General features: G+C 45.5%; 14 protein-coding genes. 2 read left to right on the top strand and 12 right to left on the bottom strand.

Annotated features, from left to right (window positions below; all coding sequences use genetic code 11):
* Positions 1-6: 6 nt before the first annotated feature.
* The 8 genes from HC752_RS04395 to HC752_RS04430 all read right to left on the bottom strand — a co-directional run bounded on the left by HC752_RS04395 (position 7) and on the right by HC752_RS04430 (position 7,608).
* Complete coding sequence (locus tag HC752_RS04395) at positions 7-924, bottom strand: type II secretion system F family protein (protein ID WP_274602105.1); 918 nt, start codon at positions 922-924, stop codon at positions 7-9.
* A 37-nt stretch (positions 925-961) separates the two neighbouring features.
* Entirely contained in the window at positions 962-1,858 is an 897-nt protein-coding gene (locus tag HC752_RS04400; RefSeq protein WP_190333915.1) for a type II secretion system F family protein, read from the bottom strand.
* Positions 1,855-3,144: a CpaF family protein gene (locus HC752_RS04405; RefSeq protein ID WP_190333916.1), complete on the bottom strand. Its 1,290-nt coding sequence runs from the start codon at positions 3,142-3,144 to the stop codon at positions 1,855-1,857. The genes HC752_RS04400 and HC752_RS04405 overlap by 4 nt, the downstream gene beginning before the upstream one ends.
* A 2-nt stretch (positions 3,145-3,146) precedes the next feature.
* Positions 3,147-4,262 (bottom strand): AAA family ATPase, encoded by a 1,116-nt coding sequence (locus HC752_RS04410; protein WP_190333917.1) that lies wholly within the window; start codon positions 4,260-4,262, stop codon positions 3,147-3,149.
* Between the two features lies 1 nt (position 4,263).
* The gene (locus tag HC752_RS04415; protein ID WP_190333918.1) at positions 4,264-4,830 is read right to left on the bottom strand and encodes a hypothetical protein; all 567 of its coding nucleotides are present in this window, start codon (positions 4,828-4,830) and stop codon (positions 4,264-4,266) included.
* Positions 4,820-6,208 carry a type II and III secretion system protein family protein gene (locus tag HC752_RS04420; protein ID WP_274602106.1) on the bottom strand — a complete coding sequence of 463 codons (1,389 nt, stop codon included), beginning with the start codon at positions 6,206-6,208 and terminating at the stop codon, positions 4,820-4,822. Before HC752_RS04420 ends, HC752_RS04415 begins: the two co-directional genes overlap by 11 nt.
* Complete coding sequence (cpaB, locus tag HC752_RS04425; protein ID WP_190333919.1) at positions 6,201-7,079, bottom strand: Flp pilus assembly protein CpaB; 879 nt, start codon at positions 7,077-7,079, stop codon at positions 6,201-6,203. Before cpaB ends, HC752_RS04420 begins: the two co-directional genes overlap by 8 nt.
* 334 nt (positions 7,080-7,413) lie before the next feature.
* Positions 7,414-7,608 carry a Flp family type IVb pilin gene (locus tag HC752_RS04430; RefSeq protein ID WP_190333920.1) on the bottom strand — a complete coding sequence of 65 codons (195 nt, stop codon included), beginning with the start codon at positions 7,606-7,608 and terminating at the stop codon, positions 7,414-7,416.
* A 268-nt stretch (positions 7,609-7,876) separates the two neighbouring features.
* Between HC752_RS04430 and HC752_RS04435 the strand changes: the two genes are divergently transcribed.
* Positions 7,877-11,113, top strand: a complete 3,237-nt coding sequence (locus HC752_RS04435) for an Lcl domain-containing protein (protein ID WP_190333921.1) — start codon at positions 7,877-7,879, stop codon at positions 11,111-11,113.
* Between the two features lie 13 nt (positions 11,114-11,126).
* On the top strand, positions 11,127-11,903 hold the full coding sequence (locus HC752_RS04440; RefSeq protein WP_190333922.1) for a DUF1566 domain-containing protein: 777 nt from the start codon (positions 11,127-11,129) through the stop codon (positions 11,901-11,903).
* An 85-nt stretch (positions 11,904-11,988) separates the two neighbouring features.
* On the opposite strand, the gene HC752_RS04445 is transcribed toward HC752_RS04440, so the two are convergent.
* The 4 genes from HC752_RS04445 to HC752_RS04460 all read right to left on the bottom strand — a co-directional run bounded on the left by HC752_RS04445 (position 11,989) and on the right by HC752_RS04460 (position 15,120).
* The gene (locus HC752_RS04445; RefSeq protein WP_190333923.1) at positions 11,989-12,447 is read right to left on the bottom strand and encodes an RNA-binding S4 domain-containing protein; all 459 of its coding nucleotides are present in this window, start codon (positions 12,445-12,447) and stop codon (positions 11,989-11,991) included.
* 85 nt (positions 12,448-12,532) lie between these two features.
* Positions 12,533-13,192 (bottom strand): HAD family hydrolase, encoded by a 660-nt coding sequence (locus HC752_RS04450; protein WP_190333924.1) that lies wholly within the window; start codon positions 13,190-13,192, stop codon positions 12,533-12,535.
* A 268-nt stretch (positions 13,193-13,460) separates the two neighbouring features.
* Positions 13,461-13,949, bottom strand: a complete 489-nt coding sequence (locus HC752_RS04455; protein ID WP_190333925.1) for a GNAT family N-acetyltransferase — start codon at positions 13,947-13,949, stop codon at positions 13,461-13,463.
* A gap of 46 nt (positions 13,950-13,995) precedes the next feature.
* A complete protein-coding gene (locus HC752_RS04460) occupies positions 13,996-15,120 on the bottom strand; it encodes a hybrid sensor histidine kinase/response regulator (RefSeq protein WP_190333926.1) in 1,125 nt (374 codons plus the stop codon).
* Positions 15,121-15,242: the final 122 nt, after the last annotated feature.

Raw genomic sequence — 15,242 nt, forward strand, 5'->3', positions numbered from 1 at the left:
TGTTCCTTAACGTAAGCTTTCCAAAAGCAGGTTGAGTGTGGGGGCGACAATAAGGACAAGCAGTGGCAACATGATCAACGCCATTTGAATGAGGGTGATTTTCCCCGGTAAGCTGCCTGCTTTTTCTTCCAGATCCATTTTTCTCATTTGGCGCGCATCTTCACTGATGGTTCTCATCGTATCGGCTAATGGCGACCCGTATTTCTGAGCCATTGCTAACGTATTCGCGAGCCGAGATAACTCTTCTAATCCACTTCGCCAAGCCAGCTTCTTCATGCACTCCGATTGATCACCAATGACTTTCATTTCCGCTTGTGTTCGTAAAAACTGAGAGGAAAGCCCAGGCTCGACATTCACTAAGTAGTGCCCTACTTTTCCGAGCGAGCGCTCTAAAGACAGCCCAGCCTCAACGCTGATCACCAACAAATCAATGGCATCGGGAAGCACTTCTTGCTGGCGAGCTTTTGCTATGCCGGCACAACGCTTTAGCCAGTACTCGGGAATGTTTGAGCCGATCACATAACTCACCAAAACAAACATCACGGTGAACATGGAGACAGGCTCTGGCTTTTGCAGTTGCCAAAGCAGCACGCCTAATGCCACGCCCACACCAAGCATGAACTTGGCGGCTTTCACTTTATTCACGGCATTGAGTTCAAAGTAACCAGCACGCTCAAGCAATTGCTGAAGTCGAGAGGATTCTTTTTCAGAAACTGGGTACAGATACCCAATACGCGCCCACCCCTGATATTCCGATGCGACTTGCGTTTTCTTATGCTTGGGCTTTTCGCTGTATCTCTCCAATTGACGTTGCCAATGCGTGTCTTTAGACCCGTCAAACCAAATGAGAACGGCGCTCACCATCAGCCATAAAACCAGAAGCGCAACCAAAAATTCGGTGGCGGGTAGTTGAATTGATTCCATTTTTTAACCTTTGAGCTTTTTTAACCTTTGAGCTTTTTTAGCCTTTGAGCTGAGTAAGACGCCTGATTAGGTAAAGCCCCACCAGCACACTGGCGATCACGTAAGCAACCACCATCTGACCGGTATGGGTCGTCATCAGAAAATTGAAATGCTCCCTGCCCGTCGTAAACAAAACGAGTGCAACAATACATGGCAGTGCCGCCAATACTTTTGCGGAATTGCGAGATTCCGAAGTAATCGATTTGATGCTGGCAGACAGCTCCCGCCTTGATCGTAACGTGTCTCGCAAACGTGAAAGCACATCCGACAACCGCCCGCCCGTTTCTTGCTGCAAGCTCATCACTATGGTTAAAAAACGAAATTCAGGTATCGGCATACGCTTCGCGGCATTGGCCATGGTTTCTTGCATGGTTTGACCAACACCCAGTTCGGCGTGGATTTGGAAAAAGAGACGAGCGATCACACCTGAGTGTTGCTGAGAAATCACTAAGAAGGTGTCCGCGAGCGGCGCACCGACTCTTATCGCCCTGAGTAACCCGTCGATCACATCGGGCAGTTCCAACCTAAAAGCTTCAATGGCTTTTTGTTGGGCTTGATAGTAGCCAAACCATAACCCACTCACGATCACAGCCACCGAAAGCAGCAGCGAGAACCATAGGGGCATGCCATTGGAAAAAAGAACAATAGGCAACGCAACCATCGTAGCGGCGGTAACCCGCTTCCATTTCTTTAATGTGTCTGGCTCAATGAGCGTTTCACACTGCTTGTACCATTCGTACTTTTCAAGAAAAGAAGGAGTGGGCTTATTGAGGTTTGCGTTCTCTCCCTTGCCATAACGTTCAAGCTGTTTGCTCCAATTTTCTTCCGCTTTTTGCGACTTTAGAAATAGGGACATCAAACCGAACCATATAAGAACCACCGCCACGTACATCATTGGCATGTACCTGCGAGTTCGTCTTCTAGGCCAAAGTGCGCGGCTTTTTCCAGCAACTCGGCCGAGACAGAATAGGGTTTATGAACGCCAGAGATCTCCCCTTTGGTGGAGCCAGAAAACTCAAACTTAAAAATGGGTGAAACCACAATATTGTCATTCTCGATCCCAACAATTTCACTGATTGCCGTCACTCGCCGCTTTCCGTCTCTCATTCGCTCAAGCTGAACCACAATATCAATGGCACTGACTATTTGGTTACGAATGATGTTTTCCGACAGCTTCTCCGACCCCATTTGAAGCATGTTGGTTAGTCGCAGCAGAGCATCCTCTGGAGAATTGGCGTGGAGCGTACACAATGAACCATCGTGGCCAGTGTTCATGGCTTGCAGCATATCAAATGCCTCAGATCCACGAACCTCACCCAAAATAATTCTGTCTGGGCGCATACGCAGGGCATTCTTGACTAACGCACGAACGGTGACTTCACCTTTGCCTTCACTGCTCTCATTTCTGGTTTCTAACGGCACCCAATGGGGCTGTTCCAGCGATAACTCCGCCGCATCTTCAATGGTGACAATGCGTTCATCGTTACGAATGTGCCGACTTAATGCATTCAACAATGTCGTTTTACCCGATCCCGTACCACCAGAGACCAAAACGTTGAAACGGCATTCCGCAGCAATGCTGAGAAATTCAACCATGTTATCGGTCATGCTGCCCTTTTCTGCTAGGTGGTTGAGCATCAATTTACTGGCAGGGAATTTACGAATGGAAATGCACGTACCATGCAGCGCCAATGGGGGAATAATGACGTTCACACGGCTTCCGTCGGCTAAACGGGCGTCCACCATTGGGTTGGCTTCATCAATTCGACGACCGATGGCATTCACGATGCGTTGAGCAACATTTAATACGTGCTGGTCATCACGGAACCGAATCTCGGTTTTTTCAAGCTTGCCAAAGCGTTCTACAAACACCGAATGCGGGCCGTTCACCAAAATGTCGGAAACCGAGGGATCTTCAACGAGGATCTGTATCGGCCCTACACCAATCATTTCGTCAACGAGTTGCTGGCATAACTGGGCAATTTCAGTGCTGTTGTATGGCAGCATTTTTCGCCCAGCAATGTCATTGAGCGCGTTGCTCACTCGGGGTAACAATTCCTCCCGCGACAAATTGGCCGCGACGGAGGGATCCATCAGTTCGTAGAAGGCTTCCCGAGCTTGTTCGGAAACATCAAACAACTCATTGCGTCTGCTGACTTTTTCAGTAAGAGAGCCGAACATGATTAGCCTCCATGACCGAAGCAGATCAAGGAAGAAAGCGACTTAATTTGGCGCGTTAGCTTCCCTTTTAACGTGACTAAGGGGACGCCGTCGCGTTCTGCTGCTAGGAAAGGTTTGTCGTCGTAGGGCAATTCCATCGCGACGTTGAGATCGAGTGACTGCTCAAACAGCCGTTTAGGTATGCGTTTTTTGCCACTGCGAGACTGATTCCCTATGACTATCTGACGCTGATTAGGGTTGCGTTTTTGTGGCACCGCCTTCGATAAGAATCGGCTGCTATTTAAGTTGTAGTCGGATACCCAAACCACCACATCGGCACTGGCGACTAAGTCTCTCGCGGCTTGGCTACGAAGATCCGGAATATCGACGACGACCATCCCGTAATGATGGGATAAGGCTTGCACGCACTGCTTGGCTTTTTGCGCATCGATGTCACTGTCATTCATCTTTTCGGCATAGAACAAATGCAGGTTCTTATGGACTTGGTGTGCGGTGTGCGCCAGCAAGGTGTCATCAATTTTGTCAACGTTGGCCATTAACTGAGCCAATGAAGGTTCGTAATCTTTACCCAGCAAAATCGGATGCTGGCTCTGATACGTATCCAAATCGACCAAAGCCACACGTTGTTTAAACGCATCGGCCATCTGCCAACTGACATTGGAAGCAAGCGTACTCGTTCCTTGGCCGCCTCCTGTACCCACCACGCACACTTTTCTGCCTTGCAGTAATACGGTTTCTTTCTCTTGCCCTAGAAACTTCAGTAAGCTTGCTCGTAACCCATCCGGATCCAGCGGTTTGGTATGGTAATCACTGATGCCAGCAAACAGTAAACTGCGGTACAACGCCAGATCGGCTTTTTTGCCTAATACGATCACTTTTATTTGTGGTGGGCAGTGCTGCGCTAAATTGCGAAGTGAATCTTCTAAATTCAGCCCTTCACCGCTATCCACGATCAAAATGTCGGGCGCCTCATGCAGAGCTATCCAGTTGGCCGAATCTTCAATGCCTCCTGCCTGAACCGTCATTTCCGCTTCAAGTTGAGAGGCGATGTTTTCAAGACCTAAACGCGTTTCTTTATCCAATACGAACGCTTGAATGGTTTGATTCAAATTGCTCACGTTATTCTCCCGTTACTGTCTGTTTTTCAGCAACTTTGATCGCACCTTTCATCAACCTTTGTACTGCGCCAGTTTTAAGCGCAGAACTGGTGTCTTTGTATTCACTGCCCTCAAACCAAAACGCTTTATTTGAAGCCAAAATATATTGATTTCTCAGCATGTTGCACTCAGCGAGATTTAAGGCGTGTCCGTCCTTCTTGTATTTGCAACTCCCCGGTACCAGCGTCACCTCTAGATTCACATTCATTGGGTTCGATGATGCGCGACCAAAATGGAGATCCACCGCCATATTCAGATGGTTTTCTAAGTGGCTTTGGATGGCAGGCCAGTGAGGAAAATGCTTGCGTGAATTCGAAACAAACACGTCAATTTTGCCTGTTTCCACACGGTCGTAATAAAACGGCTTAAGGACTTGCTTTAGCGATTGTTCAAACTCATTGACATTGACTTGATAACGGTGCTCTTGCGTGATCACTGGATCTTCAAGGCTGCTTGACGCACAGCCTTGAAGGAGCATCACTAACCCCAAGCCAATTACCGCTGTTTGTGTGTTCTTTTTAGTAATCAAAACCGTACTCTCCGAATAGCTGTGTGCTTTCTTGCTTTTCAAACTCACCAAACCATAAACGCTCAAATCGTGATGGCGGCTTGAATTGATCTAATGGCGTCGAAAGCGCTAAAGGATCGGACGTCGGTTCGACTAAACGAGCGGTGGCGATAATCACGAGCTCACTTTCCGATTCGACATAGCTGTTGGTGCTAAAAAACGGCGCAATAATGGGCAGTTCACCTAAAATGGGTAAGGCTTCAATACGTTGGTCACGATACGTTCTAATCAGCCCCGCCAATGCAAAACTTTGCCCGTCAGCCAGTTCAACGGTGGTGGTGGTCTTGCGAGTATCGATCCCCGGCACCTCTACGCCATTCAGCGTGACGCTGTTTTCACGGCTGATGTTGGAAATTTCTGGTGAGACGGTCAGGCTGATTCGATTCCCATCGAGTAGTGTTGGGGTCAGCTCTAACGAAATACCAAAACGCTTAAATTCAATCGATACGCCTTCGTCGCTGTTGTCGACAGGAACAGGGTATTCTCCACCAGACATGAATGTAGCGGCTTCCCCCGATTTTGCGGTCAAATTCGGTTCGGCTAATACGCTCACCAAACTGTTTTCAACCAAGGCATCAATAATGCCATTGATGCTGGTATCTTGGTTGTTACCGAGGACGGTCGGGGTGTTGAATTTGTTACCCGGCGAAACCCCTAACGAGAGGTATTCCCCGATGGCATTCCAGCGTAGGCCTAATTGCTCACTGGTGGAACGTTCCATTTCGACAATGCGCACAGAGATATTGATTTGGTCAGAACCCGCTACTTTTAGCTTATTCACCACGTTTTCGTAGTATCCGGCCCCACCACCACCAATCGCGGTTCCTTCCACCGCTTTGGTTTGTTCTCCCCCCTCATTATTGCCGCGGTCTGTATCCGCCAATGAGCGAGCAAAACCTTGAACAATGTTCAGTATTTCATGCGCTTGAATTGGGCTTTGTGCTTCCCCTTCTACAATGATGACCTCATCTAACGCACGAAGGCGAACTTTCGCATCTGGGTGTTGCACCGAAATAGAACGCTCAAGAATGGATAAATTCGGTTTAACGTTGACAGAAAAATGGGCAACAGATTTGCCCTGCGAATTCGTCAATACAACATCTGAACGCCCAAATGTTTTCGCCGTCACCAAAACAGAAGTATTGGATGGTGCCCGCACAGACAAAACACTTTTGTCTGACACGTAGATTTCACTGAAGCTTGTATCAAGCTGAATAAGTTCAGATTCACTTTCTGTCACTTCAATGCGCTGAGTCTTTGCATGGGCAGAACTCAAAGAAAGCACTAAGCCCAATATCGACATAAAAGTGACACTGTATAACCTTGAGAAATTAGTCATTGTAAATTTTCACTGCTTGAAATGGTTTTGATGATGCATTGTGATTCGTTGACACTTCATGAGCCCATGTGGTGTCTGAATGCTCCTCGCCGAGTACTTGGCTGCTTCGAAGAATGAGGCTGATCTTTCCAAGTTGCTTTGCAAGCGTTAGCTTCGATGCTTGTTCCAAGCTCAGTTCGAATGTCGTTAACACATATTCATCCGAGTTGTAGGTTAAGTCGTACAGCGCTTCTTCAGACTCTTTACTCCCCACATCGCTAAACTTCTGGTCGTTAATGGCGAGCAGACGAATATTTTGCAAAATAATTTCGGTGGCGACATTGCTCGCTTCACCAAGATTGATCGGGTCGTCATTGTTGGGATCGTCATTGGATTGCTCGTCTAAACCAAGGTTTGACGTCGAGCTCGTCAGGGCAATATCCACACGGTTACCTGGACGAATCAGCCCGCTGCCTACCTCACTTACGGGTAATTTAAGAGTCAATGCTCGTGCACCCGGTGACAACAAGGCACTGATATAGTGGCTGTCTTGAGGCATTAATATGCTATCCCAAGTGATCGGCTCACCACGGAGAAGCGGGCGCGTAAGAAGCGCGCCAACCAGTTCTTTCTTTTCGAACAACCCTTTTAAAAACAAGTCACCGATTTCAATATCGGTGCTTTCATCTAACGCTTTCCATCGAAGATTACGATCTTCTAAAATCGCACCTTGATTAGAATCTCGAACGACAACTAACGCCATTGCGACGGGTTGTGATTCAGTGGGGTCTTCATTTACGACAACCGCTTTGGGTTTCTGCGACATCCAAATTAAGGTAAGCAGCAACAACATTACTAAGAATGAAATGCCGACCAAAATGGTCCTTCTCATTTTCTCTCCGAAATGAAACAAAATTGGAAATAATGAAATGATTTAAAATAGGTTATTTCACTTTGTTTAATATGATTAAATTAGAAATGAATATTTTTTATGAAATAATGTTCCAATTATAAGAGATTCGTATTCTATTTTAATGAATCTAATTGCGCATCATTTGCTAAGTTACAATAACACTCAGATAAAATAACAATCAGTTCATAGTTCAATCAGTTCATAGTTCAATCAGTTCATAGTTCACTCAGTTCATAGCTTAATCAGTTCACGGCTTAATCAGCGTATAGCTCGAACAGTGTACAACTCACTCAGCCTATGCCTTCCTGATGTATTACTCTCCACCCATATTTAAGCCGTCAATGATGGCCATGAATTTTTCTTGTAGGGCTGTAATAAATACGCCATCCGACCCGAAAATAGCCAATATTCCTGCCGCTAAACCCGCAGCTAGAATTCCATACTCAATAGCCGTCGCCCCTTTTTTGCAACGAAATCCCACTAATACCTTTTCCAAAATGTAATTCATATCCACTCACTTTTATATTTAAATAGTAATTGTTAATAATTTCGAAAATCATATTGCAATTAGTAATAATTATCAATAGCATCTGCGATCATTATCTTGTATTTACGCTCTTTAGTAGCCATTTATATACCATACGGACAACTGTACAGAACCATACACCACACAATCACTCATTTATGTTTATTCTCGACTCTAAATAAGTCCCAATAATGAGACTGTGCAGGTCCAATTTTTACGCCAATTCTTTGATTAACGAAAGGGAATGAAAATGCTATTTAAAAAACACACGGTCACTGCTGCCGTCAGTCTTGCACTCGCGGGCTGTGGGGGTGGATCAGGTGATTCCGGCGACAACAAAACCACTATCGCCAGTGGGACAGGCACAAAGGCAGTGAAAGAGTTTGTCTTGTCCGGAAATATATTTGAAGGCATTGGTAACACGTATTCCGTGAAGATTTGTGCAGGAAAGGTTTGTGACTCTCAGCTTTCTGATTCAGAGAGTGGAGGGTATGAATTTAAACTTAGAACGGATCAATGGCCAGACGATCTCCCTCTGAAGTTAACCGCAAGCTACGCTCCACAAGGCATGCCTCAGGGCATACTGATTGAACAAGAATTGGCGAGCCTTTCAGAGTTGGCGCGTGAAGATCTCAATGAAGACGGGTTAATCACCTCTGATGAATACGGTCTTTTGATTGTTAACCCTATTTCGTCGACGATGGATACCGTTTTATCCGAACTCGAAACGCGTATTCCGTCCGCACTAAACGTCACCCCTGCCAACGCCAAACGCAATGATTTACTTGTAATGATTTCGGAAGCGACTCGCTTTGTGGATCTTAATCAAGACCAATTATCCACCGTGAGAGCAAGGGTGAAAGAACACAACACCGATCTTGGTAAATCTTGGAGCGATCCAAAAGCATACCCAGCGTCCATTCCGATTGTTTTGACGATCGCACAACTGCAAGAGATTGGCATCAGCGCGAACGAAAGCACACCAGAGGTGGACAGAACCATTCAACTTGGCATTTACCAAATGTTCCAAGTGGCGGAAAAACACGAGTACGACCAAGTTGTCACCATCAGTGTCCCTAGAGCCGATTTAGCCAAACTGAAAGGCGAATTGATTTACGATCAGAACTTGGTTTTTGAACTTGCTGCGGTGGCTTCCGAGTTGTTCCCAAAACAACCTGAAAAAGACACAGAAGGAAACGATGTTTTAGGAAATCAACCAATACCTGCGCCCGACCAACCACTGGCGGACATTGTTTCTGATCTTATTCAGGTACTTCAAAAAGAACCCGATCTTGCACTTTTCGATGCCTATAAAGCGATGTTGCAACCTCATTCCATCGCTCTGACTTCTCAGGAAGAGGCTGATATTCAAGCTCGGTTTGAAAAGGCCATAAAAGAGTTAGCCGACACAAACTACGAGTCCATTTTGATGTCAGCGTTCTTAGACATGAAGCCCAAGAGGTCATTGGTTATCGAAGGACGTTACCCTTCCCTTTTCAAAGAGGCGAAACTCGCCATAAAACTTGGCACAAAAGCGAAGCCTGAACCGGATTCGTATTACTACACGCAGTATGGCAAGTATCACCCACCAAGAATCATCGATACACCGCTGATGGATTCACACGGGAACAGACGTACTCAAATAAGCCAAGTGAACCAAAGCCGATTTTCCGTAACCGTTACTCTGCCAGATGATGCCGATACCTTTAATGCTTGTAAGCCCGGTGCAGGTCAACGCGGAACTTACACGTGGGATAACATGCAAGATAACCTGACGGTGGTCATCTACGATCCAATCTCAGGCGCTGAAGTGCGTTCACTGCTTGGCTCTTTCTGTGAACTGGTGACACTCGATGCCAACTCCGATGGCGTATTAACTGAAACAGAGTACGACCGGTTAAATGTAGGCTATGTGGCAACAGCCCAAACGGTACTGTTACAAAAGGCGACACTCAATTCGTACGGTGGTACTTATGACTATGTACCCAAAACCTTAGAGGAAATAAAGACTGGGGTCGCAGCATTGCCACGCGATATGGTGGAAGTATTTGCGGGATTAGCCGCTGTTCAGGCGGAAGGGGTATTATTTGGTTACTCTATCGATTTAATGGATGAAGCCGATTTCCACCGCTCACTGCTAACGTTGCTCAATATAAATTTAGCGGCAGAATATGGCATGTGGTCGGACAACAACATCCTTCCTGACTACACCAAACTGTATGAGCGATTAGGTGACAATGAAGGTTTGGGAGAAGTATTGCTTGCTCACCCAGATAAAAATGTGTCGCATATTACCCAAGCGGCGACTCAACTGCTTTTACATTCAGAATTAGACAAAAGCTTCTACACTGAGAATCAAGTACCAGGCGCAGATGTGCTTGTTTATGAAAACTCACCTATCAGCCCTGTGTGTTTGGATACGGTTGCGGTGGATCAGGTTGTTCGAGTTGGTCTAAAAGGCAAAGGGTTAGATGCGCAAAACAAACCTTGGGTCACCGTTAACTGGAAAGAAGTAGAAGCTTCTAGCCACTACACCGTCGTTTGGTCGAAAACCCCATTTACGGATGAAGCACAAGCGGAGTTTAGAGCGGAAAATATTCAATCAGACTCGCTAACCCTGAACGGCCTTGAAATGTGGCAAAAATACTACATTCAGATCATTCCAAACTCTGGTACGCCAAGTGCCCTCTTGGAATACATGCCAGGGCAAAAGTTTGTTGCCGACACCCATATTTTAATGGGACCAGAAGGCAGCGACGCAAACCATGGGCGTGACAGCAACTCACACTGTAACCCACTGGCAGGCAAGGCGTTCAATAGCGATCAAGACGGATTGGCGAGCTCTCGCTACCTTAAGCTTGACGAACAAGGGCAGTCCTTAGCCAGACAAGATCTGTCGTTCAAACAATCTAAGTTTTCCTGTGTAGTGGACCAAGACACAGGGCTTGTCTGGGAAACCAAAGCTCAGATCAAAGACACCGATGCCTTCACACTTAACGACGACCGATCTTTATTCGCCTATAAGACGTTCCCTACTGAGGATCGTGTCCCGTTCAACGGCAGTTGCTATAACCCAGAAACGGGAGCACTAGAAACAGGAACGGCCATTTGCAATGTTCAAAACCAGATCAAATGGATGAACGAAGCGAAGCATTGTGGGCTCAGTAACTGGCGTCTTCCTGAAACAGACGAAACTTATGCATTAATGGATTACAAAGGACAAAACAGAGCCAACTGGGATAGCCGCTACTTCCCATTCTATTCTGGATTTGGTTCTTCAACCATTGAATGGTCAAACTCTGTCGGTCAAAAAAATTACACTCAGATTTATCATGCCTTCTGGTTAAATGATCAAGAAATAGAAGCCGATAAGGCACATACACTACGACCTGACTTGCATCTGTCAGGAAGTGCCCATGACATGTGGGAACCACATTACATCATGTTGGTGAGTGATGGCTTCAATACCAATACATCAGCACAATAAAAAGGGATTTACGATGAAACTTAATGCAATAATCACTCTATTTATCGGTGTAGGTATCGGCTTTTCTGTCAATGCTCAAGTGGATCCTAGGCTCATACCCTCTTGTGTTAATGGGGCATCCCATGAAGCGCCTGTAGGTCGGTTCACTCAAGAAACCATCAATACAGATGTTGGTATGGTAAGAGTCGTCAATGACCATGCAACAGGCTTACAATGGCAATACTGCCTGTATGGACACGCATCTAATACGTCAACGGGTCAGTGTGAAGGCAGCGCACTCAATGCGGCTGAAAGAGATGCAGACCAAAACAAACCCTCGTTGGTCAGCCTTGTTAATGGCGAAAACACTCGCCTCGGTGAAACCACAAACCTATGGCGGATCCCAAACGCAAATGAGTTACTGAGCATTTACCAACCCAATTGCTCTCCCAGCATTTATACCGACTTCCACTACGTTAACGTGACAACAGCAGAGCTAGAACAAACGCTTTCGTCCATTCACGAAGTGGAAATTCAGGAAGAGTACGATCGAGTGTATGACCATTATAAGGAACACTTTCCAGATACATGGCAAGAAGTGTTAGACAATCACATGGCGGATTTCAAGCCGCGAACAAAGATGGAGCAGATTATTGCAAAACACTTCAGTTTCCTGAGTTCGACAAGAAGCTACGAATCCAGCTCAAATGACTATCGAGGCGTTCATTTTGGTTATTCCATTGACATTGTCAATTCGACTTGGCTGCCTCATGCCAATCTTCGCTTTGTGAGAGATATACCCTCTCTGTAGCTCTGATAATAAATAGCGACCCAGAACGAAAAAGGTCTGACGGATAGTCAGACCTTTCTTGTTTTATTTATATAACACTTTTCCATCAAAACTTTATCGAGCCACGCCCTGTCTGTTGGTCGCGAGGCGATTGGGCTGGTTTTTCTGCGGGTTGTTCTTTATTTTTTTGTTTATTGCTCGCACTCTTTTTATTCGCAGAGCCCGATTTTTTATTACCCGAAGCCGTTTCTTTATTGTTGGAAGACCTCGTCTTACGGCTTTCTTGTTTTACGGGTTTCGCTTCTTTTGGTTCAGGCTCTGATACTGGCGCATCGCAAATGACAACGTAATACTCCTGATTGAATTCAATCAAGTCACCATCGTAAAGCTTGCGACGCTTTCGAGTTTCTAGCTCACCATTCACTGCTACATAACCTTCTGCAATGGCGTATTTCGCTTCACCGCCACCGCTCACCACATTCGCGATTTTTAATACCTTATAGAGCTCTATCGGCTGAGATGACACCTCAACCCCTAACGCCTCGACTTCAATCTCTTCACTCATTAACGAATCTCACTAGAAATGACGCGACATTATAACGGTTTTTTAAAGCGCTGAGGGATCTATCCCCAAATGGCTCTAGAACGACTCAATAACACCCAGAGCAGTGATGCTCCAACAGCGTTAATATGTCTTGCGTCTTACACCACAAATACTTCGGATTTTCTGCCGTGAGTTCGCGTTTCGAACCGTACCCCCAAAGAACACCCGCGCTACTTAATCCATTTTTATGCGCGGCGGTTAAATCTACGGCTCGGTCCCCTATCATCAAAGAACGGGATGTAATGACCCCTTTCTTTTTTAACGATTCCAGCTGTTGCCACTTTTCAATGCCAACATCACCACCATCAACGAACTCAAAGAGATCTCGAAGGCCATGCATTTCGAGGATTTGGCTGGCGTAATTTGACGGTTTCGATGTACAAAGACCGAGTGTAAATCGCTGGGATTGGTGCAGAGCTTTAAGAGTTTGAGCGATGCCGGTGTAAAGGGTGTTTTCTTTGTATCCGATTTCAGAGTAGCGTTCGCGGTATTTGTCGACAAGAGATTGGATGAGTTTGGGGTCGTTTTGCTTGGTAATATCGTAAAATGTGAGGTCTAGAGGAGGGCCGATGTAGTTAAGTAAGTGCTGCTCTGGGTAACTGGGGAAGTTGTGTGCTTGCAGCGAATAATTTATGGACCGTATGAAGCCTTGCCGGGGTTCGATGAGTGTGCCGTCCAAATCAAATAGTATGGTTTGATAGTCCAATATTACCTCCTTGTTGTCCAAATTTTTTAGTGTTCATCGTGCTCATTTCCATAGCTTTCAAATGGTAACTAACTTGTTAAAAAAACACCAATAAAAATCAAACAAAAGTTAGGGGCTATCTTAATAATGCAATTAGCTTGGATTACGTGGGCATCATTTAAACCCGTACCTGTTCAAGCTTTTCTTAGATATCCTCTCTCCCAAGTAAAGTCACAATGCTTAGTGCCCTCTTTGGCTACTCATCTCATTTGAATTCACGGTATGAAATCTAAGTCTTTTGGGGCAGTACAATTTCTAAAATCGGTAATTGACGCCCTTCAGGTAACGATGGATACACACCCACTTGTGTGGCGCCGTATTTTTGGTAGAAACCCACGGCATTGGGATCGGAAACAATGATCAGCTTTTCTGCCGATTCTGCCATTATTCGAGTCAACACATCGCTCATTATTTGATTGCCAAAACCCAAACCAATAAACAGAGGGGAAACAAAGCAATCTTCTAACTCGAACACTTTACCTTCAGAGTGGCTAAAGGAATACACACAGCATAATAGACCGTCGGGCGTCACGCCTTTGTAAAAATGACGGTGCATAAAACACGCTTCTGTAATGGTCAGCCCTGTACGCCATAGCTCGATTTGCTCCGAGCTGTACCCCCAAGACGCTTTTGAATCAAAGATCAAGGCATTGATATTAGGAATATCTCTAGGTTGCGCTTTAATGAAGGAGCAACGAGCGGTAGATGAGTCGATCATTGATTCAATTACTTCTATTAACCTTACTCTGGGCTGTGATCGTTACTTAAAGTTCAAGCGGAAGCTGCATTTGCCAAACTAAGCCTCTATCATCCGACTCTATCTTCACATTACCCGCCAGTGATGCATTAATGATGTTCGCCGCGACGGTTGCACTCAAACCAACATGCCCTGCTCGCCCACGTTTTGTGGTAAAAAACGGCCGAACGACATCCGTCAAAATCTCGTTTTCAACGCCCACCCCATTATCCCAGTAAGTGATCGTAAGATGTTGACCCGATCTCTTCCATGACACATGAATATTCCTTTTCCCTTCTGCGTTTGGATAGGCATGAACTAGAGAGTTTTCAATCAAATTGTTGAACACTATGCCAAGCAGTTTTCCATCCGTATGGAGGACTTCTTTCTCTCCATCCAACCGAACCATAACGCCTGCCTCTGCCAATTTGGCATGGAAATGTGCAATCACTTTTTCGATGATTTTAATTAAATGAACCTCTTCAATGAGCACTTCATTTTCGGTATCCGAAATCGATTTAAACATTTCCATCATGTCGGCAACACGATTGAGGTTATTCAAATTAAGATCCACACTATCGTGACAGAAAATAATGAAGTCTTTCAATTTCGAGCTGGTGACCTTTTGATCCCGAAACTGTTGCTCAAAATTCAAGATGGTTTCTCTCATGTGAGTAGACGTTAGAATGCTCGTCCCTAATGGCGTATTAATTTCATTTGCTACCCCAACAACCAAGTTATTGAGTGCGGAGGTGAGCTCTTTCTTAAGGAGTTTTTTCTGCGCTTCACGAAGCGTAAGTTGCGTCTTGACTCTCGCCAAGACTTCTTGAGGGCGATACGGTTTAGAAATGTAATCTACGCCGCCAGCGTCTAACGCTTCAACAATGCTCTCGACGTCCGTAAATGCGCTGACAAATATAACGGGGATGTCACTTGTGTCGGTGCTCTCTTTTAAAACTTTGCATAAATCAATTCCCGACATCCGGGGCATTTTAATGTCTGAAATTATCAAGTCGGGTTTTTGTTTTTCCACCAGCTTCAATGCAATGTGCCCACTGGTTGCGGCACGAATACGATACTCTGGTTGCTGCATGATAAGCTGCAACATCCTTAGGTTTTCCGCCACATCATCGACAATCAAAAGTTCATACATAGATCACGTAACACCCCATTTTTTAAGTCAAGTATAGTCGAGGAAAATGAGAGTGATTAAGCCAAATTAAAATTTCTGAAATCAAGCAGTTGTCTTGTTGGGTAAAGTACACATTGTTAACT

The organism is Vibrio sp. S9_S30, from assembly GCF_014694455.1.
Lineage (GTDB): Bacteria > Pseudomonadota > Gammaproteobacteria > Enterobacterales > Vibrionaceae > Vibrio.